Annotated in this window: 20 protein-coding genes and 2 pseudogenes; 11 read left to right on the top strand and 11 right to left on the bottom strand. The window is 67.2% G+C overall.

Going from position 1 to position 19,636, the window contains the following annotated elements:
* Window positions 1-26 precede the first annotated feature (26 nt).
* The 3 genes from ACFO8M_RS06690 (at window position 27) to ACFO8M_RS06680 (ending at window position 3,364) form a co-directional block, all read left to right on the top strand.
* Complete coding sequence (locus ACFO8M_RS06690; RefSeq protein WP_387972279.1) at window positions 27-1,058, top strand: FecCD family ABC transporter permease; 1,032 nt, start codon at window positions 27-29, stop codon at window positions 1,056-1,058.
* Window positions 1,059-1,362: 304 nt separating this feature from the next.
* A complete protein-coding gene (locus tag ACFO8M_RS06685; RefSeq protein ID WP_387972276.1) occupies window positions 1,363-2,496 on the top strand; it encodes a FecCD family ABC transporter permease in 1,134 nt (377 codons plus the stop codon).
* Window positions 2,423-3,364 (top strand): ABC transporter substrate-binding protein, encoded by a 942-nt coding sequence (locus ACFO8M_RS06680; protein ID WP_387972273.1) that lies wholly within the window; start codon window positions 2,423-2,425, stop codon window positions 3,362-3,364. The genes ACFO8M_RS06685 and ACFO8M_RS06680 overlap by 74 nt, the downstream gene beginning before the upstream one ends.
* 74 nt (window positions 3,365-3,438) lie before the next feature.
* On the opposite strand, the gene ACFO8M_RS06675 is transcribed toward ACFO8M_RS06680, so the two are convergent.
* Together ACFO8M_RS06675 and ACFO8M_RS06670 are read right to left on the bottom strand one after the other, a co-directional pair.
* Window positions 3,439-3,774 (bottom strand): hypothetical protein, encoded by a 336-nt coding sequence (locus ACFO8M_RS06675; protein WP_387972270.1) that lies wholly within the window; start codon window positions 3,772-3,774, stop codon window positions 3,439-3,441.
* Window positions 3,767-4,093, bottom strand: coding sequence for a hypothetical protein (locus ACFO8M_RS06670; protein ID WP_387972268.1), 327 nt, complete (start codon window positions 4,091-4,093; stop codon window positions 3,767-3,769). The genes ACFO8M_RS06675 and ACFO8M_RS06670 overlap by 8 nt, the downstream gene beginning before the upstream one ends.
* A gap of 245 nt (window positions 4,094-4,338) precedes the next feature.
* On the opposite strand from ACFO8M_RS06670, the gene ACFO8M_RS06665 reads away from it, so the two are divergent.
* Both ACFO8M_RS06665 and ACFO8M_RS06660 read left to right on the top strand, forming a co-directional pair.
* Window positions 4,339-5,160, top strand: coding sequence for a DUF5753 domain-containing protein (locus tag ACFO8M_RS06665; RefSeq protein ID WP_387972265.1), 822 nt, complete (start codon window positions 4,339-4,341; stop codon window positions 5,158-5,160).
* Window positions 5,157-5,384, top strand: a pseudogene (locus ACFO8M_RS06660) (DUF397 domain-containing protein); the annotation flags it as partial. The gene ACFO8M_RS06665 and the pseudogene ACFO8M_RS06660, both read left to right, overlap by 4 nt.
* A gap of 90 nt (window positions 5,385-5,474) precedes the next feature.
* Here ACFO8M_RS06660 and ACFO8M_RS06655 read toward each other — a convergent pair.
* The gene (locus tag ACFO8M_RS06655; protein ID WP_387972387.1) at window positions 5,475-5,696 is read right to left on the bottom strand and encodes a transposase family protein; all 222 of its coding nucleotides are present in this window, start codon (window positions 5,694-5,696) and stop codon (window positions 5,475-5,477) included.
* A 137-nt stretch (window positions 5,697-5,833) separates the two neighbouring features.
* On the opposite strand from ACFO8M_RS06655, the gene ACFO8M_RS06650 reads away from it, so the two are divergent.
* Together ACFO8M_RS06650 and ACFO8M_RS06645 are read left to right on the top strand one after the other, a co-directional pair.
* Window positions 5,834-6,508: a class I SAM-dependent methyltransferase gene (locus ACFO8M_RS06650; RefSeq protein WP_387972262.1), complete on the top strand. Its 675-nt coding sequence runs from the start codon at window positions 5,834-5,836 to the stop codon at window positions 6,506-6,508.
* Between the two features lie 406 nt (window positions 6,509-6,914).
* A pseudogene (locus tag ACFO8M_RS06645) lies at window positions 6,915-8,084 on the top strand (DUF4926 domain-containing protein); the annotation flags it as partial.
* Window positions 8,085-8,217: 133 nt separating this feature from the next.
* On the opposite strand, the gene ACFO8M_RS06640 reads toward ACFO8M_RS06645, so the two are convergent.
* Together ACFO8M_RS06640 and ACFO8M_RS06635 are read right to left on the bottom strand one after the other, a co-directional pair.
* Window positions 8,218-8,859, bottom strand: coding sequence for a class I SAM-dependent methyltransferase (locus ACFO8M_RS06640; RefSeq protein WP_387972259.1), 642 nt, complete (start codon window positions 8,857-8,859; stop codon window positions 8,218-8,220).
* Window positions 8,856-9,908 carry an adenosine deaminase family protein gene (locus tag ACFO8M_RS06635; protein ID WP_387972256.1) on the bottom strand — a complete coding sequence of 351 codons (1,053 nt, stop codon included), beginning with the start codon at window positions 9,906-9,908 and terminating at the stop codon, window positions 8,856-8,858. Before ACFO8M_RS06635 ends, ACFO8M_RS06640 begins: the two co-directional genes overlap by 4 nt.
* 1,729 nt (window positions 9,909-11,637) lie before the next feature.
* Between ACFO8M_RS06635 and ACFO8M_RS06630 the strand changes: the two genes are divergently transcribed.
* The 3 genes from ACFO8M_RS06630 to ACFO8M_RS06620 all read left to right on the top strand — a co-directional run bounded on the left by ACFO8M_RS06630 (window position 11,638) and on the right by ACFO8M_RS06620 (window position 13,223).
* Entirely contained in the window at window positions 11,638-11,973 is a 336-nt protein-coding gene (locus tag ACFO8M_RS06630; protein ID WP_387972384.1) for an ArsR/SmtB family transcription factor, read from the top strand.
* A complete protein-coding gene (locus ACFO8M_RS06625) occupies window positions 11,973-12,698 on the top strand; it encodes a cation transporter (protein ID WP_387972253.1) in 726 nt (241 codons plus the stop codon). The genes ACFO8M_RS06630 and ACFO8M_RS06625 overlap by 1 nt, the downstream gene beginning before the upstream one ends.
* Before the next feature lie 162 nt (window positions 12,699-12,860).
* A complete protein-coding gene (locus ACFO8M_RS06620; protein WP_387972250.1) occupies window positions 12,861-13,223 on the top strand; it encodes a hypothetical protein in 363 nt (120 codons plus the stop codon).
* A gap of 15 nt (window positions 13,224-13,238) precedes the next feature.
* On the opposite strand, the gene ACFO8M_RS06615 is transcribed toward ACFO8M_RS06620, so the two are convergent.
* Both ACFO8M_RS06615 and ACFO8M_RS06610 read right to left on the bottom strand, forming a co-directional pair.
* Window positions 13,239-13,631, bottom strand: coding sequence for a VOC family protein (locus ACFO8M_RS06615; RefSeq protein WP_387972247.1), 393 nt, complete (start codon window positions 13,629-13,631; stop codon window positions 13,239-13,241).
* A gap of 98 nt (window positions 13,632-13,729) precedes the next feature.
* On the bottom strand, window positions 13,730-14,467 hold the full coding sequence (locus tag ACFO8M_RS06610; protein WP_387972245.1) for a phosphotransferase family protein: 738 nt from the start codon (window positions 14,465-14,467) through the stop codon (window positions 13,730-13,732).
* An 86-nt stretch (window positions 14,468-14,553) separates the two neighbouring features.
* Between ACFO8M_RS06610 and ACFO8M_RS06605 the strand changes: the two genes are divergently transcribed.
* Complete coding sequence (locus tag ACFO8M_RS06605) at window positions 14,554-15,147, top strand: DinB family protein (RefSeq protein ID WP_387972243.1); 594 nt, start codon at window positions 14,554-14,556, stop codon at window positions 15,145-15,147.
* Here ACFO8M_RS06605 and ACFO8M_RS06600 read toward each other — a convergent pair.
* From ACFO8M_RS06600 to ACFO8M_RS06585, 4 genes are all read right to left on the bottom strand, one after another.
* Window positions 15,144-16,706, bottom strand: coding sequence for a glycoside hydrolase family 32 protein (locus ACFO8M_RS06600; protein ID WP_387972240.1), 1,563 nt, complete (start codon window positions 16,704-16,706; stop codon window positions 15,144-15,146). The genes ACFO8M_RS06605 and ACFO8M_RS06600 overlap by 4 nt on opposite strands.
* 143 nt (window positions 16,707-16,849) lie before the next feature.
* Complete coding sequence (locus ACFO8M_RS06595; protein WP_387972236.1) at window positions 16,850-17,767, bottom strand: carbohydrate kinase family protein; 918 nt, start codon at window positions 17,765-17,767, stop codon at window positions 16,850-16,852.
* The gene (locus ACFO8M_RS06590) at window positions 17,764-18,705 is read right to left on the bottom strand and encodes a glycosyl hydrolase family 32 (protein WP_387972233.1); all 942 of its coding nucleotides are present in this window, start codon (window positions 18,703-18,705) and stop codon (window positions 17,764-17,766) included. Before ACFO8M_RS06590 ends, ACFO8M_RS06595 begins: the two co-directional genes overlap by 4 nt.
* Window positions 18,706-18,733: 28 nt before the next feature.
* The gene (locus ACFO8M_RS06585; protein ID WP_387972230.1) at window positions 18,734-19,636 is read right to left on the bottom strand and encodes a carbohydrate ABC transporter permease; all 903 of its coding nucleotides are present in this window, start codon (window positions 19,634-19,636) and stop codon (window positions 18,734-18,736) included.

Here is a 19,636-nt window from a genome sequence, read left to right as displayed (position 1 = left end):
GGTTAGGCTCGCCTATGCTCTAGTGCGTGCCCTTCCCCGCCGCCCGAATTCGACCTGCCCAGACCGCGCGCGGGCGCGCACTCACCATCACCTCGGCTGCGATCGCCCTGGGCCTCATCGTGATCGCCTCCCTCGCCATCGGAGCCCGCGACCTCACCCCGGTCGAACTCTGGCACGGCCTCACCCGCGCCGACCCCATCGCGGCCGCCGTCGTCTGGGAACAGCGCCTCCCCCGCACCGCCGTCGGCCTCCTCGCCGGAGCCGGCCTCGCCGTCGCCGGGGTCCTCATGCAGACCCTCACCCGCAACCCCCTCGCCGACCCGCGCATCTTCGGCGTCGCCGCCGGCGCCAGCCTCGGCGTCGTCATCGGCCTCAGCGTCTTGGGCCTCACCGGCATCGGGCAGTACGTGTGGCTCGGCATCGCCGGAGCGCTCCTCGCCGGACTCGTCGGCTACGCGGTCTCCACCGTCGCCGCCCGCAACACCGGCGGCGGCACGGTCACTTACGCGCTGTGCGGGGCCGCGCTCGACGCGAGCCTCTCGGCGATGGTCTACGCCGTCCTCGCCACCGACGTGCACTCCTTCGACCAGTACCGGTTCTGGGCCGTCGGCTCCCTCGCCGGACGCGACGCCGAAGTCGCCTGGGGCATGGCCCCGTTCCTCTTGGGCGGCATCGCCCTCGCCATCCTGGCCGCCCGCGGCCTCGACGGCTTGCAACTCGGTGCGGAAGCCGCCGCCGGTCTCGGCCACCGAGTCGGACTCACGCGCGCGACCGCCGCGATCACCGTCGCGCTCCTGACGGGCGCGGCAGTGGCCGCCGCAGGACCGATCGGCTTCATCGGCCTGGCGATCCCGCACCTGGCCCGATGGGCCGTGGGCGCAACCCACCGAACCCAGATCGCCTTGAGCCTCATGCTCGGCCCATCCATGCTGCTGACCGCCGATGTCATCGGCAGAGTCGTCGTCCCCGGAGAAGCACCCGCAGGAATCATCTGCGCCGTGATCGGAGCGCCGATGCTGATCGTGCTGGTGCGAAGAGCAAGGACGGTGACCGCTTGAGCCGCAACGACAGTCCCGAACTCGCACGCCGCGACGACAGCCCCGGGCACCCGCGTCGTGCCGCTAGCCGAAGCCAACTTGCCGCCGCGCCGCCTCGAGGCCGCGCCGTCCTCCACACCGGCGCGTGCCCGACGACCAGCCACCGCCTCCGCGTCGCCGCCTGTGCCTTCCCACTCGCCCGTTCACCACACCCGGATCGTGATCGCCTGAGCCGCGCCGGACTCCAGCCCCACGAGCGCCGCCGCAGCCTCGCTCCCCTTGTTCTCCTTCTCGCGCTCGCCCGCCACACCCGGCCGGTGATCGCATGAGCCGCACCGACACTCCTCGCCGCGAACCCGCCGCCCTGCCCCTCCCCGGCCGCAGCGTCATCCGCGCCGGTCGCCTCTCACTCACCGTCCACCGCCGCAGCGCAGCCGTCTGCGTCCTCCTCCTGATCGCCCTCCTCGGCGCGATCACCGCCGCACTCTGCATCGGCGACACCTACATCACCTTCGCCGACACGCTCGCCACCCTCACCGGCGAAACCGGCTACGACCGCACCATCGAAGTCCTCCGCCTGCCGCGCACCGTCCTCGCCGTCGCCGCCGGGGCCGCACTCGGCATCGCCGGGGCCCTCATCCAGTCCGTCGCCCGCAACCCCCTCGCCAGCCCCGACATCGTCGGCGTCACCGCAGGCGCCGGCCTCGCCGCCACCTTCGCCCTCACCGCCGGACTCGGCTACGCCCTCCTCGCCCCCGCCGCCCTTACCGGCGGCCTCGCCGCCGCGGCGTTCGTCCTCCTCGCCGCCGCCCGCGGCTCACTCTCCGCGCCCCGCTTCGTCCTCGCGGGCGTCGCCGTCGCCGTCCTCCTCAAGTCCGGCACCCAGATCCTCCTGCTCGCCGCCGACGCCATCGACGCCCAACGCGCCCAGATCTGGCTCATCGGCACCCTCGCCGGACGCGGCTGGACCGAAGCCGCCTTCCTCGGCGTCTTTCTCGCCCTCGCCCTCCCCGCTCTCATCTGGGCCCAACACGCCCTCGACACCACCGACCTCGACGACCCCACCGCCACCGGCATCGGCGTCCGCGTCACCGGCCAGCGCATCGGCCTCGCCGTCCTCGGCGTCGTCCTCGCCTCCGCCGCCGTCTCCCAAGTCGGCGCGGTCGAGTTCGTCGCCCTCGCCGCACCCCAGATCGCCCGCCGCCTCGCCCGCACCTCGCGCCCGCCGCTCCTCGCCTCCGCACTCACCGGCGCCGTGCTGCTCGTCCTCGCGGACTGGCTGGGCCGCACCGCATTCGGCGACTACCAGATGCCCGCGGGCGTCCTCACCGCCGCACTCGGCGGCGTCTACCTCATCTACCTGCTGTTGACGAAGGGAACCCGAAATGAGAAGAAGACTCCTGGCCTTTGGAGCCGCCTCGGCCTGCGCGCTCGCGCTGACCGCGTGCGGGACGTCTGACCCGGCCGCCGAACGCAACGAGGCCGAAGGCGAGACCCGCACCATCGAACACGCGATGGGCACCTCGGAGATCCCCGCCGAGCCCCAGCGCGTGGTCGTCCTCGACACCGACAAGATCGACACCGCGCTCTCCCTCGGCGTCACCCCGATCGGCGCGGCCCGCGCGAGCGAGACCGAACTGCCGACCTACCTCGGCGACCTCTCCGGCGTCACCGTGGTCGGCACCTCCGCCGAGCCCGACCTGGAGGCCATCGAGGCTCTCAAGCCGGACCTGATCCTCGGTTCGAAGTTCCGCCAGGAGGCCTTCTACGACGAGCTGGACGCGATCGCCCCGACCGTGTTCACCGAGCTGGTCGGCATCACCTGGAAGGAGAACTTCCTGCTCGACGGCGACGCGCTCGGCAAGGGCGAGGAAGCGAAGCAGCTCCTGACCGACCTGGAGACCCGCGCCGCCGACCTCGGTACGGCCCTTGGCGACACGCTCGCCACCGAAGTGAGCCTGGTGCGATTCATGCCCGACCAGATCCGCTATTACGGCCCGGACTCCTTCTCCGGCATCGTCCTCGGCGACGTCGGCCTCGCCCGCCCCGAGCTGCAAATGCTCGCCGACGCTGAAGACAAGCGCTTCGGGGAAGTCTCCGCCGAAGAACTCGACACCGTCGGCGGCGACGTGATCTTCTACTGCGCCTACGGCTCCGACGGTGAGGCCATGCTCGCCGACTACACCGGCGGCGAACTCTGGCAGTCGATCCCGGCCGTCCAGGGCGGCAAGGCCTACCAGGTCGACGACGAGGTCTGGATGACCGGCATCGGCGTCACTGCCGCCGGCATGATCCTCGACGACCTGGAAAAGTACCTCCAGGCCTAGCAAGAGAGCGAAAGGCGCGTCCCCTAGAATCCGCCAATCCGCCGTCTGGGGACGCGCCTTTGCTGTGCCGCTGGCTACTCCGCACCGAGATCGGGCATCAACGCCTGCGCCTGCTCCAGAATCCACGGGCACCAGGCATCGCCGTTCCATGCGCGGTTCCAGACGGGCTCATCATCTGGGGCGTCGGTGAAGCGGCAGCACTCGCGCGGACCCGCACCGTCATCGACATCGATCAAGAACCGGTTCGGAAAACCGGGACCGCCGCCCAGGCTCGGCCCGAGTTCATAGACCGCGAACCTGGCGGTGTATCTGACGAACCCGCCGAGGTAACCGAACTTCGCTGGTTCCCCATCCGAGCGACGCTCAGGCCGATCTTCAGGTTCCTTGGCGGGCTTGACAGTCCTAGCCATCGCAGAACTTGATCGTCGTCGGCGCGGAAGCGACCTCGATACGGCCCCTGTTGAACACCCGGAACGCCGCGTCCTCGACCCAGATCTTCCAGCTGGGCTTGAAACTCCGCCAGAACGGGCCCCAGGTTGTCTTCTCCTTACCGGAGTTCAGCCCGGAAACGATGAGCACGATGTCCTCATGGTCGCCCGTATAGACCTGGAACGAGTCCGGCGCATCAGCGCTCGACGCGCGGACCCTATAGATGCGGTAGTCGTCGTGGAACTGCCCCCGTTCAAGGGAGTCGGTTCGGCCTGCGCCGCTTCGATATTGATCACTCATCGCGGATACCTCCACTTCGGATAGACGCCCGATGGCGCTGATCGCGATAGTTCGAAGGCTAGGCGCGAGGGTAGATCGAATCAAGGGCAAAACCGCTGGTCAAGGCGTATCTCTACGCTGTGGCGGGAGGCCGTGGCGCTGAGAGTGTGGCGCTGCGCTACGGCCCTGCGGCATACGCGGAACGCCACCGAGAACCGCGCTCTGATGGGGGTTGCGAAACCGGTAATCATTGCTTTACTGAATGCATGGCAGCGAACCCACCACGCCAAGCATCGATGCGCCGCAAGCTGATCGGGCGGAGACTCCGATTGAGACGGGAGCAGGCAGGTCTGCCGATGCGCCACGAGAGGATCACCGCCATCGTCGGATCGACCAGGTCGCTCCAACGGCTGGAGGGCGGCGAGGCGTCCAGCCTGACCTACCCGATCATCGGAGCGCTGTGTGATCTGTACAAGACGCCTTCGGAGGAGAAGTTCGAGCTGCAACGGCTCTGGGAGCTCAAGGAGGCCACGACCTGGACGCAGCCAAGAGGTAGGAGCGTCTTCGGCTACGACGCCTATCAGGAACTCGAACTCCAAGCCAGCGAAGTGCAGCAATACGAATCCACCTGGGTGCCGGGCAAACTCCAAACCCGGCGCTATGCGCGGAATATCTTCACCCGAAACCCCAACCTCGATGAGGAGAGTATCGAGCAAGGCGTGACCAACCGACTTCGCGATCAAAGTTCCTTCTGGGAAGGAACCGGCGAACGCCGCTACCACTTCTTGCTGAGCGAGGCTGTTCTGCGCTATGGCTGTGATGCGGAGCAGCTCGACCGGATGGTCGAAGCAGACTCGCTCGACCACGCGACCGTGAGGTACTTGCCGTTCGCTGGCGGTCCTGCTCCGCTGCTCATGCTGCCCTTCACCCTGCTCTCCTTCCCTGCGGAGGACGACCCCGACATCGTCTATGTCGATGCTCAGAATGCCTTCCTATACTTCGAGGAGGTCGAGTCCGTGCAGCACTATCGCATGAGCCTCGACACCACAGAAGGCCTGACAAGGTCGATTAAGGAGCTCAAGCGATGAGGCAGACTGGGTGGCGGAAGTCCAGCCGGAGCAGCGGCGATCCCAACTCCAACTGCGTCGAGGCCCGAGTCTCGTCGTGGCGTAAATCGTCCAGGAGCAGCGGGCAACCCGATACCGATTGCGTTGAGGCCCGCGCGATCGCGGCTGACTTCCAGGTCCGGGACAGCAAACTCGGTGACACCTCACCGGTCTTCGACCTGAAGATCGCCGATTTCACCGGCCTGCTGCGCTCGGCAGCCCGCGACTTAAACACCCGCAAGCGCAACCGGGGCCGGACACGCATCGCGTGCCCGGCCTCGGTCTCCCTCGACCACCTACGGAGCCCCTGCCGTGTCCTCGATCGACTCCTGTTGTCGATCCCGAGGTTCCGGATCGGCCTCGATCTCGGCTCGGGGAGCTCGCGGACCAGAGGACATCGGGACATCGCGAAGCCGTCGCCGGTAGCGCGAGCGCACCCGCGCCGAGTAGACCCCGCAGCCAGGACAAACGCCTGCCGTCGCGGTCGTGGCAACGTGGATGACAACACGTCCGGCCACCTCTAAAACATCATCGACGGCAAGATCACGGAGATGCGGTAGAAGGACATTGAGGAGCTGAGCGCACCGGATCCTTGTTACACCAACGCATCTCGTGATCAACTGGGACTGAGACCGTTACGAAGGGCGAAGTTGCCATGGCCGAAAGCATCCAAGCCAGGTACGACGGAATTGCCGCGTGGTACGAGGACTACAACGCCGAGTCGGCCCGGCAAAACCGGGACCCGCTGATGGAACTTCTCGGCGAAGGCGCAGGATGGTGCCTTGATCTGGGCTGCGGTACCGGACACTACTTCGACGCCATCCGCGCCACCGGACGGTCTGTCGTGGGGCTGGATCGGTCGGCCGATCAACTGCGAATCGCCATCGACCGCGACCGCTCTGTAGTGCAGAGCGATGCGGCGGCGCTGCCCTTCGCTGATGCGGTGTTCCCGACGGTGGTCTCCTTGTGGGCGTCGACCGATGTCGACAACTGGGCCCAGGTGATGAGGGAAGCGGCGCGCGTCCTCCAGCCCGGTGGCCTGTTCGTCTTCTACGGCGTCCACCCCTGCTTCAACGGTCCGCACGTCCAGAACCGAGAAGACGGCGCCCGGATCATCCATCCGATCTATCGCCAGGCGGGACGGCACGAGGCATCGACGTGGTGGAGCAGCGGCGGTGTACGCCAGCAGGTGGGCATGCGCCATCTGTCGCTCAGCGATCTACTCAACGGCGTGCTCGAGGCCGGACTGCGCATCGAGCACGTGAGCGAACCTCGTGAACACGCGATCCCCTACGTGCTCGCCATCAAGGCCCATCGGCCGCCGGCATAGAGCGTGCTGCGCTTTGCAGACTGTGCTCCGTGAACGTCACGAAATATGGGCCGGAACCGAAACTCGTCAGAACCCAGATCCGAGAACCCGCCGCACGTGGTCCTACCGCTCGCAAGAAGAGCCATCGCGGCCGATGCCGCCCGCCGGGATTGATCTGGCTCGGGGTTGTGTGGCCGGGGCTGGGCCCGCCGGGCTCGCCGTCTGGCGGCTTGTGTGGGGCCGGTCGGCGTCGCCCGATCGAGCCCGTTTCGGGCGGGCTTAGGGCAGGCAGCGACGGCGAGGTGGGGGCTGAGCGAGGAGTTCGTGGCCGGGTCGGGAGTGGGTGATGCCGCGGTCGTGCCGAATGGGCGGTGCCGGTCGTTGACGGCTCTCGTTCTCGCTTCGCTTGGGCTACAAGCGGGCAGCGATGGCGAGGTCGGATCCGGCCCCGGGTCGCGCGGCCGAGGCCGGGTCGGTAGATGTCGGCGCCTGGCGCCTGGCGCCTGGCGCCTGGCGTGGCGCTGGTCGGTGTCGCCTGCTCGGCCCCGTTTCGGGCCGGGCGCGAGCTGTCAGCGGTGGCGGTGCAGTAGGCACCGGTCGGCGAGTCCGTGGCTGGGGCGGCAGCAGTGGCGGCGGTTGTTGCTGCCGCCCCGGTTGCCGTTGCCGACTCGCCCTTGGGGGTTCGCTTGTCCCCTCGGGCGCAGCGCACCGTCATGTTCGTCGTGTCCCTCATGGTCTTCATGGTCGTGTCACCTCCTTCACCGCATACTGGGTTCGAGTCGCCTCGATGTTCTCGTGCTGCCTTGCCAGCCTGGCCTTGCTTGTTCTTGCCGGCCTTGCTTGTGGGTTTCCCTTCCGATGTCTGATGTTCGTCCCGCCGGGCGGATCCCCGGCCTCGCCTTGCTTGCCGGGCATCGCTTACCAACACCCGATCGCACCCGGCCAAGTGACGCTGACTGGTTGCCTCGCCTCAAGTCGGCTCATCCACCTTCGGGACCTCGACGGGGGCAATAACACAAGGGAGGGAAGCGGTCGGTTCTCTACGCTTCTGCAGCGCGGGCGACTGGTGCTTCTACGTGGTCAACGGAGTATCCGGCCAGAGGCTTATGTCTTAGTCTGCTTACCACCGGACTCTGCGTCTACTATGTTCGGATTTCGCATCCTTGTGCGTACTTTCAATTATCCGCGATACAGGATCGGTCGGCAACACCCACAAGGTGCGAAACGTTTCATGTTCCGCACACCAGCCGCCCGAACCGACTGCGCCCCAACACAAACCAAACCCGCCACCCGACAACCGACGCCGCCTGCCAACCACTCCATCGCCGCCGGGTTTGACCCGAGTCTCACCGTCCCTCGGCGAGCGAATGCGCCAGAAGCGCGTCCGAAAGACTCGGCTGGTGACGATCGGCTTCCCGCCGAAGGGGGAGAGATGAACCTGTACGACGTGGTCGAACTGGCCGTGGATCTGCCGGAGAAGGGCCTCCGGGAAGGCATGGTCGGCACTGTCGTCGACGTTTACGACGACCCGCGAGCGTTCGAAGTGGAGTTCGACGATGAAGACGGAGTCGAGATCGCATTGCTCGCACTGAAGCCTGAGCAGTTGCGCTCGGCAGCCCGAGACTTAAACACCCGCAAGCGCAGCCGGAGCCGGACGCGCATCGCGTGTCCGACCCCGGCGTCTTCAAACGCCTCCAACGCCTCCAACGCCTTCTGCGCGCCTGTCGACGTCAAGCTTCTCGACGCATCAGCAGATGACCCCGGCGGTATCGTTCCCCGACTCGTGGCTCTCGCAGCATCCGGCCGATCTCGACGAAGCCGGTCTCGCCTGCGAGCTTCGCGAGTTCATCGATCGGCCACCGGTAGGCCGGCACGACCCTGGTGTCGTACTTCGTCACCGGATCGCCTTCGGACTCGAAGAACGCGACCAGCAGACATCCTCCCGGCGCTATCACTCGGCGGAACTCGGCGAAGTACGAAGCCACCTCCTGCGGCGGGGCGTGAATCACCGAGTACCAGGACACGACGCCGCGAAGCGCTCCGTCGGCCAGGTCCAGGGCGTCCATGGAACCCACCTCGAACCGCAGATCAGGGTGGGCCTCGCGGGCGATAGCAATCATCGCCGGCGACAGGTCGACGCCGTAGACCTCCAAGCTCAGATCCCTCAGATGCGCGGTGACCCGCCCAGGGCCGCAGCCCAATTCGGCCACCAGCCCTGGACGGCCCGTCTGCACGTACTCGGCGAACGCGGCCAGCATGGCACGATCGAGAGGCAGCCCGTCGAACTCGTCGCGCACGATTTCCGCGTACTCAACGGCGACCCGGTCATAGGCTTCCGTTGTGGCACTGAGGTATTCGGAGGCTCCAGTCATGGTCGAGCATCATACGCCCGATCCACGGCCGTGAACGCCGACCGCTTTCCCCTGGCTGCCGCGAGCTCCCCAAGCATCGCGGACTTGCGTTCGTCCGAGGTGAATGCCGCCCGGATCGCGTTGCGGGTGAAGTCGGCGAGCTGCGCGTCGCTCATGCCGAGTCCGGCTGCCACGCTGTACTCCTGCTCGATGGTGGTGCTGAGCTGTACGGGGTTGTCGGTAGCGAGGGTGACCGCAACGCCGGCCTCGACCAGGCGCAGCAAGGGATGCTCCTCGAGGTCGGGCAGGACGCCGAAGTAGTCGTTGCACGTCAACGCGCACTCCAGTGTCACGCCCTGGTCGACCAGCAACTGCAGCAACTCCGGGTCCGTCGCGGCGTGGATACCGTGCCCGATTCTGGTCAGGCCCGGCATCCGCGCCGCGGCGGCGATGTTGGCCGTCGACAGCTCACCCGCGTGCGCGGTGATCCCCAAACCGGCGTCGGCGAATCGCTCCGCCAGCCGGTACATGGGCGTCCAGTCCGCCTCGATGTCGTATGGCGCATAGAGGAAGTCGATTCCTGCCAGTCCTTCGTCGGAGGCTCGGATGCAGTCGTCGGCGAACGCGTCCGCGCGTTCGGGATCCTGCCCGGCGCCGATGACGATCGCCAGCACCTCGGCGTGCAGGCGCGGATAGTCGGCCTGCACCTGCTGCTCGGCTTCCCGAAACATCGACATGAAGCCGTCGCGTGTGGCGACCTCACCGCCGCAGCGGATCTCGACGTAGCACGCGCCTGCGGCGGCGTGGTCGCGCATCAGCGCCGCGAACCGCGCGGTGAACAGCTCGTCATCGTTGTCGTGCTCGAGCGAAACCGGCTGCACCGAGCCGATCCGCTGCAAGCGCTCCTTGCCGGGAGGGAGCTCGGCCGCGAGCCGGTCGCGCCAGGCCGACCAGTCGTACGGCTCCCGTCCTTCACGTTCGGCCAGGACCAGGTCGAGGTAGCGGGTCGCTTCCTGGTGGACGTGCAGATCGGCTTTCGGCAGGGTGGCGAGGGAATCCGAGGCGTTCATCGCCCGACCCTATCGGGTAAGGACAGCCAGACCGACGGTCCCAACTCCGTCTCCAGCACCAGCATTTTCGCAGCTCACGCCCTGAGCTCTCACTGGAGTATTAGATTCCCGCAAGCACAACCGGGGCTGGACACGGCCGCCTGCGGAGTCCCGCCGTGCCTCGATCGACTCCTTGCCGCTGCGATCCGCGTCGCCCTCGATCAGGCCCGCAATCTCCTCGCCGGAATCGGCGCCAGCCGTGAATACACCGCCGAGGTCCGAGAGCGGCTCGCGATGCTCGGTGTCGAGGGGAAGACGATGCAGATCGCATGGGTCACCGACCGTCTTGAGAAGGCCAGGTCCAGGCCGGAGCCCTTGCTGCACCGCTCGAAGCCGCGCTCGCCGCGGCTAAAGCCGCCCGCGCGAGTTTGTCTGGCCCGGGGTTGTATGGCCGGTGCCGGGCCAGTCGGTGCCGAATGGTTGCTGGTGTGGACTCGGTCGGCGTCACCAGGTCGGCCCCGATTCGGTTGGGCTGCAAGCAGGCAGCGACAGCGAGGTGGGGACTGCCGGGGTGTTCGGGGTCGAGTTGAGGCCGGGCGGTGTTCCAGCCTGGCCGAGTGGAAGGCACCGGTTGTTCGCGCGTCTTGGCCTCACTTCGCTTGCGCTACAAGCGGGCGGCGACGGCAAGGTCGGATCCGGCCTTGGGCCGTGTAGCCGGGGCCGGGCCGGTCGGGCTCGCCATCTGGACGCTGGCGTGGTGCCGGTCGGTGTCGCCTGCTCGGCCCCGTCTGGGGCCGGGCGAATGCTGTCAGCGACGGTGTGTCGGGAGCCGATTCGGTTGTGCGCGGTGGGCCGCACACGGTCGGCGGTGGTGCGGTGGGCACCGATCGGGGTGGCCGGGGCGGCACCAGTGGCAGCCGCGTTTGCAGATGCCGACTCGATTGCCCACTCGCCCTTGCAGTCTCGCCTGCCCGGTCGAGCACAGCGCACCGTCATGTTGCCCTTGTCGCTCATGGTCTTCATGGTCGTGTCACCTCCCTTGCCGCATAACGGGTTCGAGTCGCTTCGATCGACTTCGTACCCCCTGGCCTGTCTTGCCTTGTGAGCTTCCCTTCCGATGTCTGAGGTTTCTCCCGCCGGACGGATCTCCGGCCTCGCCTTGCTTGCCGGGCATCGCTTACCAACACCCGATCGCACCCGGCCAAGTGTCGCTGACTGGTTGCCTCGCCTCAAGTCGGCTTATCCACCTTCGGGACCTCGACGGGGGCAATGGCACAAGCATGGAAGCGGTCGGATCTCTACGCTTCTGCAGCGCGGGCGACTGGTGCTTCTACGTGGTCAACGGAGTATCCGGCCAGAGGCTTATGTCTTAGTCTGCTTTCCACCGGACTCTGCGTCTACTGTGTTCGGATTTCGCATCCTTGTGCGTACTTTCAATTATCCGCGATACAGGATCGGTCGGCAACACCCACAAGGTGCGAAAGGTTTCATGTTCTGCGACCCCGCCGCGACCGGAGTCATTGCGCCCCAACCCCAACCAACCCGCCGCCCGAAGTGCAACCCCACCCGTCCACCTCCTCGTCGCTGCTGGTTTGACCAGAGTCCCACCGTCCCTCGGTGAGTGTCACGACGTTCACGACGATCCGCGGGCGTTCGAGACGGAGTTGCCCGGCCTCGATCTTTGGGCTCGTTCCCGCGGGAAACCGGCGATAGTTCATCTCTTGATGAATACATGATTGCGTGTACTATCGTGATCGTGGAGACCTTGACCTATGGGCAGGTGCTGGCCCGATTCGGCCATGCGCTGTCCGATCCGACCCGCTCGCGGCTGCTCCTTGCGCTGCGCGAAGCCCCCGGCTACCCGGCCGACCTCGCCGAGACTCTCGGGGTCTCACGCCAGTCGTTGTCCAACCACCTTGCCTGCCTGCGCGGCTGCGGCCTGGTCGTCGCCCTCCCCGAGGGCCGCCGGACCCGCTACGAGCTGGCAGACCCCCGGCTTGCCCACGCCCTGGGCGACCTCCTCGGTGTCGTCCTCGCCATCGACCCCCAGGCGTGCGACGCCACCGACGAAAAGGACTGCTGCTGATGGCCTCGCCGATCCCGTTGTCCCCCAAGTTGACCGGCTCCACACCGGAGCGCCGCGCCCAGCTGACCCGGATCATCCGCTTCCTGGTCGCCGCCACCATCACCTACAACCTGATGGAAGCGGTCGTCGCCCTCACCGCCGGGACGGTCGCGTCCTCCACCGCGCTCATCGGCTTCGGCCTCGACTCGATCATCGAAGTCGCCTCGGCCGCCGCCGTCGCCTGGCAATTCTCCGCTGCAGACCCCGAAGTCCGCGAAGCACGTGAGCACCGGGCGCTGCGGATCATCGCCCTCTCGTTCTTCGCCCTCGCTGCTTACATCACCTTCGAATCGGTCCGCGGTCTCTTCTTCGGCGCAAACAATGCCGAGCACTCGAGCGTCGGCTTGATCCTGGCCGCGCTCTCGCTGCTGATCATGCCGCTCCTCTCTTACGCCCAACGCCGTGCCGGCCGCGAACTCGGTTCGGCCACGGCCGTCGCCGACTCCAAGCAGACCCTGCTGTGCACCTACCTTTCGGCCGTCCTGCTGATCGGCTTGGCGCTCAACAGCCTCTTCGGCTGGTCCTGGGCCGACCCGATCGCCGCTCTCGTCATCGCCGGCGTCGCCGTCAAGGAGGGCATCGAAGCGTGGCGGGGCGACAACTGCTGCACCCCGACAGCAGCCGCCTTCGAGGGCGGCGGCAAGACCGAGACTGGCTGCGACGACTGCTGCGCTCATGGCGAGTAGCACCGCCCGACGCTGATCGTGGCCGGCCCTGAGCGGCTGCTCCAGAACATCCGATGTTGCTGCGGCGTTGCCGTTTCCGCTTACGCCCGCGCAACGGGCCAGCCGGTGTACTGGCTCTGTCGGGCCGAATCCCTTCCGGCCGCAGTGAAAGGACGGATCCTGATGGGCAACTTCAAGAAGGCAGCGATGTGGACGGGAATCGTCGTCACCGCATTGTGTGGTGTCGTGCTGCTCGGCGGTGGCAAGGTGGTGTCTGGAACGCTGCTGATCGCCACGGCGTTCATCATGGTTCGACCGATCAGGCGACTCAAGCTCCCTCTTTGGGTCCGCATCGGACTGCTTTGCGCCGTATTCGGTCTCGTGGCATTGAACATCTCCACCACCGACCTTCCAGTCTCATCGAATGGCATGGTGGTGGCATGCGGTAATGAAGCTGCAGATGGCTTCACGCCGACTGGGATCAAGTTCTGGGACCAGGTGACGTGGATCTTCAGCAGTTTTCTAGCGCAAGCGGCGCCGTCCTAGTCCGTGTTTCGCGCGTTATTCCAGCGTCGCCAGCTCTTCCGGGGTGAAGGCCCGCAGAATGCAGAACTCGTTCCCCTCGGGATCGGCCATGGTCACCCACGACGCATCGTCGGGCCGCCCGAGGTCCACGCGGGTCGCGCCCAGCGCCTCGGCCCGGGCGACCTCCGCGGCCTGGTCGTCCGGGCGCAGGTCCATATGGAGCCGGTTCTTGGCGGCCTTGCCCTCGGGCACCTTCACGAACAGCATGTCGGGCGACACGCCGTCCTGCGGGCTGCCTTCGGCCGGTTCGAGCACCGATTCGTCGTCGCCAGCGTGGGTCAGGCGCCAGCCGAGCAGCTCCGCCCACCAAGCCGCGAGCTGTCGAGGGTCGTCACAGTCCACGACGATGCATTGCCAGTTCAGAGTCATGCGAACACCTTAGCGACCGCATAACCCAAGCGCTGCTTGGCGACAGGGTCGACGGCGATGCAGGCTGCCGAGCCCGCCACCGTCGAGACAGCTCCGGCTCAGGCCAAGGCCGCGTCGAAGATCCCGCGATGGGCATGGACGAAGGCATGTTCGCGCCTACTCCATTCGATCCGGTCGGCAAGCTCCTCCGGTGTCGCAATGGCGGTAGCCGGTCGGGCCTGGATCTCGGCCCAGAACCGCACGTTCCGGGACTGGCGTTCGAGAATGCAGTCGACCAGAACTCGCCGCTCGGCGGCTTTCAGCCCGTACGTCTCGGCGAGGAGCCGCACCTGGTCGGCCTGATCTCTCAGCGGCCGTGCCTGTTTCGACGAGACGACCCAGGTCCAGGCCATGTACGCCACGTCCTCCAACCGGCTCCCGGGCGCGGCCTCGGCGAAGTCGATGAACGCGGTCGGCACGCCATCCTGAAAGACCACATTGTTCGGTCCGGGATCGTGATGGCACACGACCTCGAACCTCCCGGCGAGGACGCTGCCGCGCGTCGCATCGTGCATCGCCCGCAACATCCTGGCCGCCGCCGCGACCTGAGCATCAGACCAAGGCCGGAATCTCGCGGGAACCTCGCCGGGGATGAAGGAGAGCAGGTCCGCCCCGTCGGATCGCCCGAGATACCTGGGCGCGCCGCTGAAACCGCGCTCCTCGAGCAACTCAAGCAGCGCGGCCATGAAATCGGACGAGCCGCATACCGGCCTGCGTACTGTGTCGCCGACCCGCGCGACACCGGCGGCCATGCGACCGCCGACAAGCGGCACCCCCTCCGATGGGGTCTGAGACATGGGAACTCTCCAACCTCTGGGCAAGCGAGCCGCCGCGATTCCCAAAGCGCCATTCGGCGTCGCACCCCGGTGGCACCATCGCGAGCATGACCGACATCAAAGCACGCCTGCAGCACGACCTTCAGCAATGTCGCGACGGCCTGCTCTGGAAACTCGACGGCCTCGGCGAATACGACCTGCGCCGACCCGTGACCCCGACCGGCACCAACCTCCTCGGCCTGGTCAAACACGTCGGCGGCATCGTGTCCGGATACCTGGGGGAGGTCCTCGGCCGGCCCGTCGGCGACCCGCCGCCCTGGTTCGCCGACGACCCGGACGAACCGAACGTCGACATGTGGGCCCGGCCTGACGAGACCAGTGAAGCCGTCATCGACTTCTACCACAACGCCTGGGCCCACGCCGCCGCCACCGTAGAGGCCCTCGACCTCGACACCACCGGCACCGTCCCCTGGTGGCCCGCCGAACACGGCGAAGTCACCCTCCACCAGATGATCGTCCTCATCATCAGGGAGACCAACCGCCACACCGGCCACGCCGACATCATCCGCGAACTCATCGACGGAACCGCCGGACTCCGCCCCGACTTCGACGGCCTGCCCGAAGGCGACGGCACATGGTGGGCGGACTACCGCGACCGCCTCGAACAAGCCGCCCACCAAGCCGCCGGAAGACCCGACTAGATCGGTTCGTACTCGATGATGGTGAAGTCGCCGAAGACCGCCGGGCCGCCATGGGCGTAGAGGGCGATCCGGTTGTCGCCGCCTTCGGGGAAGACCAGGTGCGAGTGCACGCGCCTGCCGTCGTCCACGAACACCTCGATGCTGGTGCGGTCCACCAGGATCCGCAGGTACACCTGCTTGAACGCGGCGGCGTGCGGGGTGCGGCTCTCGTGCCACCTGGCACTGCGGTCGGGGTTCCAGGTGAAGGCCCGGTTGACGTACACGAAGTCGCCGTACTTGCCGACGTCGATATGCCTCGAGCCCCAGTTGGACCGGCGCAACTGCAGCCCGACGTTCTCGAGCGAGGTCCACGAGATCGACGTCTGGATCTCATAGGCGAGTCCGGTGAAGTCGAGGTCGAGGTGTCCGTCCACTTCGATGTCACCGAGGGCATGGCGCTGGGCGACCCGGTCGTCAAGGGCCGCAACAGGGCGTGACACCAGTGCGCAGTCCGTGTCCGAGTACCACTTGAGCGAGATCTCGCGAGTGATCGAGTCGGTGCCGTTGAAGCCGTCCGATTCCCAGGTGAGGGTCTCGTGCGGGTAGTCCCAGAAGTTCATCCAGGCCCGCGCGTAGCGCGTCTTCGCGTCGGCCTGTCCGTCGGCGATCTTCTCCCAGGTGACGGCCCCGTACCAGTCCCAGCCGTGGTCGAGCCACTGCGGTTCTGCCTGGTCGGCCGTGAAGTTCGCGCCGTCGAAGTCGCCGGTCCAGTACGCGTACGTGCAGGGCAGCCCCGAGCCTTTCCCGTTGGCGCTCAAGCCGAGCACCCAGCGCCCCGGGCCGGTGTCCGAGTCGAGCCAGAACAGGTCCGGGCATTCGAGCGCGCCGAGACCGTCCTTGAAGAAGCCGCCCGCGTAGGTCCAGGCCTTGAGGTCGGGGGAGTGGTAGAAGCCGATCTTGTTGCCTTCGGCGAGGGCCATCGCCCACCGCGAGCGCTCCTCGTCCCAGAACACCTTCGGGTCGCGGAAGTCGCGCACGCCGGGGTTGGCCAGCACCGGGCCGCCTTCGAGCGCCGTGAAGGATCGGCCGTCGTCGGTGGAGTACCAGAGGAACTGGGCCTGGTCGGCGTCCGCCGGGGACGCGTGGTGCTCCTGGGTCGCGAGCACGACGACCGCTCCCGCGCCGAATCCGGCGGTGTTCTCGGTGTCGATGACGGCGCAGCCGGACCAGACGTCGCCGTCCGCGTTGGCGTCCTTGGGGATCGCGACGCCCTCGTCGGTGTAGACGAGGTTGTCGGTCGAGCTCGCGAGCCGCCAGGCGGTGCCTTCGGCAGCTGCGCCGTAGTCCGCGTTGTAGAGGTAGTAGTAGAGGTACTTGCCGTCGACCCAGATCGGACGCTGCGGGTCGTTCTTCCAGCCGTCGGGAACGGCGAAGTGGTACTCGGGCCGCTTCGACGAGGCGGCGGCGGTGTAGCCGTGACCGGGCTTGGGGGCGGCGGAAGCGGCGGTCGGCAGGGCTACGGCGGCGGCCGCGCCGAGGCCGAGGGCGCGGAGCACAGTCTTCCTTGACGTGCGGATCATCGTGCATCTCCAAGGGTTCGTGATGGGACGCGAACTACGCTAAAGAGTTAAAATAGTTAAATCAATGGATGAATAGGTTAAGTGAGCGGTTAACTCGCGCAAGGGGGGAAAGCACTGCGGGCCGTCCGGAGACGGCCCGCGTGTCAGTCGAGTTCGTTCCGCCAGGGCGGGTTGGCGCCCGCCCGGGAACATGTCACCGCGGCCACTGTGGACGCGAATCCGACGGCTTCGCGGGCCTCGTCGGCGGTCAAGCGCGCCAGGTCGTCCGGACGCAGGCGCTCGTTGCGGTCCAGCCAGTCGAGCAGGGCGCCGCTGAAGGAGTCGCCCGCGCCGACGGTGTCGACCATGTCGGCCTTCGCCGCCGGTACGCGGAACTGATCGCCCCCGGCCCACACGAGCGAGCCCTCGCCGCCGCGGGTCACCACGACCATCTTGCGGCCCTTGGCGATCCAATGCGCCGCCAGGTCCGCTGGGTCGGCCCCCGGCCAGATCCATTCCAGATCTTCGTCGGAGACCTTCACGATGGCGGCGAATGTGAGCCACCGCTCCAACCGCTCCCGGTACGTGTCCCGGTCGCCGAGCAGGGCGGGGCGCACGTTCGGGTCCAGGCTGATCGTCGTGCCGGTGCTGAGCCCCGCGAGCCACCGCTCGACCACCATCGCACCGGGGTCGACCGCGAGCGCGAGCGACCCGGCGTGCACCGCATCGAGGCCGGGGTGCTGCGGCAGCTCCGTCGCCTGCCATTGCCAGTCGGCGGTGCCGTCCACATGGAATGCGTAGTCCGCCGATCCGGTCGGACCCACGGACACGATCGCGAGGCTCGTCGGCTCCTCGGCGTCCACGACCCAGCGCAGGTCTACGTTCGACTCGGCCAGATGGGTCCGCAGCAGGTTCCCGAACGCGTCCGCCGAGAGCCGCCCGAGGAAGGCGACATCGGAGCCCAAGCGCCCCAAGGTGACCGCCACGTTCATGGGGCTGCCGCCCGGGTGCGCGATCGGATGCCGGGCATCGCTCTGAGCGACCTCGAGGTCGATCAGGGCCTCGCCCACGACTCCGATCACTTGCGTACCAGCCTTTCGCCGTCCCATCGCACCGGGATCGGGTCGGTGAGCTCGCCGATGAACTCGCCGTCCTCGATGTTGCGGAATCCGATGATAACCGTCTGGCCGTCCACGTCGTGCAGTCTCGCCGCATACAGGCTCTCATGCTCGAACGGCCGGGCCTTGGCGATGTCGATTCCAGTGAGCGGCAGTTCGACGGGCACCACGTAGTTGTCGCCGGTCTCATCGAGGGCGCGGCGCGCGTCGGAGGCCTCGCCTTGGCCGCAGCAGAACAGCATCAGCCACTGACCGTCCACTTGATGCAGTTGGGTGACCTCGACCTGCCCGAATCCGAGCGCGTCGGGTCGGCTCAACGGCGGCTGCACTTCCCAGGTCTCCAGGTCCGCGGACGTCGCGTACCCGACGACGCCGCGTTCGCGGGTCTGCTCCGGTCCGTCGACCCTGGCGGTGAAGAGCATGTGCCAGCCGTCGTCGCCGCGGTAGACCCACGGGTCGCGGCAGGCCTCGTCGAACCAGCCCGAGCCCTCGCGGAACCGCTCGTAGTGGGCGGGATCGACCTCGACCTGCGGTCCGGGGGTGCGGTGCCAGGTGATGAGGTCGTCGGAGACGGCCGAGCCGATGCGCTGCACGTTCCCGTCCTCGGCGCGCGAGACGCCGGTGTAGAACATGCGCCAGCGTCCGGAGTCTTCGCGAACGACCGAGCCGGTCCAGGTGGCCTGGTCGTCCCAGGCGGGCGCGTCGGCGAAGACGAGCGCGTCCGGCAGGAGCGTCCAGTCCCTCAGGTCGGAGGAGACGGCGTGCCCGATCGTGGCCCGCTTGTGGCGTCGTCCTTCTTCTTGCAGCGCACGGGAAGCGCGCAGGAAGAACACGTGGTGGCGGCCGTCGTCGTCGGTCGCGTACCAGGAGTCCCAGACCCAGTGGTCGGCGAGCTTCAGCATTATTGTCCTATCTAGAGAGTGGGGGAGTTCAGTCCTTCATGCCCGCTGAGGCGATGGACTGGATGAACGAGCGCTGGAAGACGAGGAACACGATCACCATCGGCAGCGTGATCATGCTGATGTAGGCCATGACCTCGCCCCAGGCGGTGTCGAGCTGGAAGAAGTACTGCACGCCGACCATGACCGGGCGCAGCTCCTCGCTCTGCACGGTCATGAGCGGCCACAGGTAGGCGTTCCAGGTGGCCGGGGAGGTCACGACCGTCAGGATGGCGACCGTGGCGAACACGGGCTTGGAGAGCGGCACGATGATGCGCCAGTAGGTGCGCAGCCAGCCGGCTCCGTCGATCGCCGCGGCCTCTTCGAGTCCCTTGGGGAGGCTCTTGAAGTACTGGGCGAACAGGAAGATCGAGAAGGCGTTCACGATGAACGGGATGATCTGCACGCGATAGGTGTTCAGCCATCCGAACTCGAGCACCGGTGTCAGGCCGTCGAAGCCGACCCACGGCAGGTTCGCGACCAGGTACACCATGGGCACGATCGTGGTGTCGAACGGCAGGATGAGTGTGGCGATGATGAGGGCGAACACGAGGCCGCGGCCCTTCCAGCGCATCCGCGCGAGCGCATAGCCGCACATCGAGTTCACGATGAGTCCGAACGCGGTGACCATGAAGGTGACGAACAGCGTGTTCCCGAGGAATCGCCAGAACGGGACCCGGTCGAACACCGCCGCGTAGTTGGCGAACGAGAGCTCGCCGACCGGCAGGAACGCTTTGAAGGAGTTCATGTCCGCGAAGATCTGGTGGTCGGTCTTCAGGCTCGCGGCGAGCATGAACACGATCGGGAACAGGAAGAACGCGGCGAGCACCGTCATCGGAGCGTAAGTCCACACCCGTCGCACCTTCGACGGCGGCTTGAATGTCGTTGCGGTCAT

This window comes from Glycomyces rhizosphaerae (genome assembly GCF_042647865.1).
Taxonomy (GTDB): domain Bacteria; phylum Actinomycetota; class Actinomycetes; order Mycobacteriales; family Micromonosporaceae; genus Glycomyces; species Glycomyces rhizosphaerae.
The sequence above is the reverse complement of the archived record's forward strand: the minus strand, read 5'-3'. Positions and strand labels throughout refer to the sequence as shown.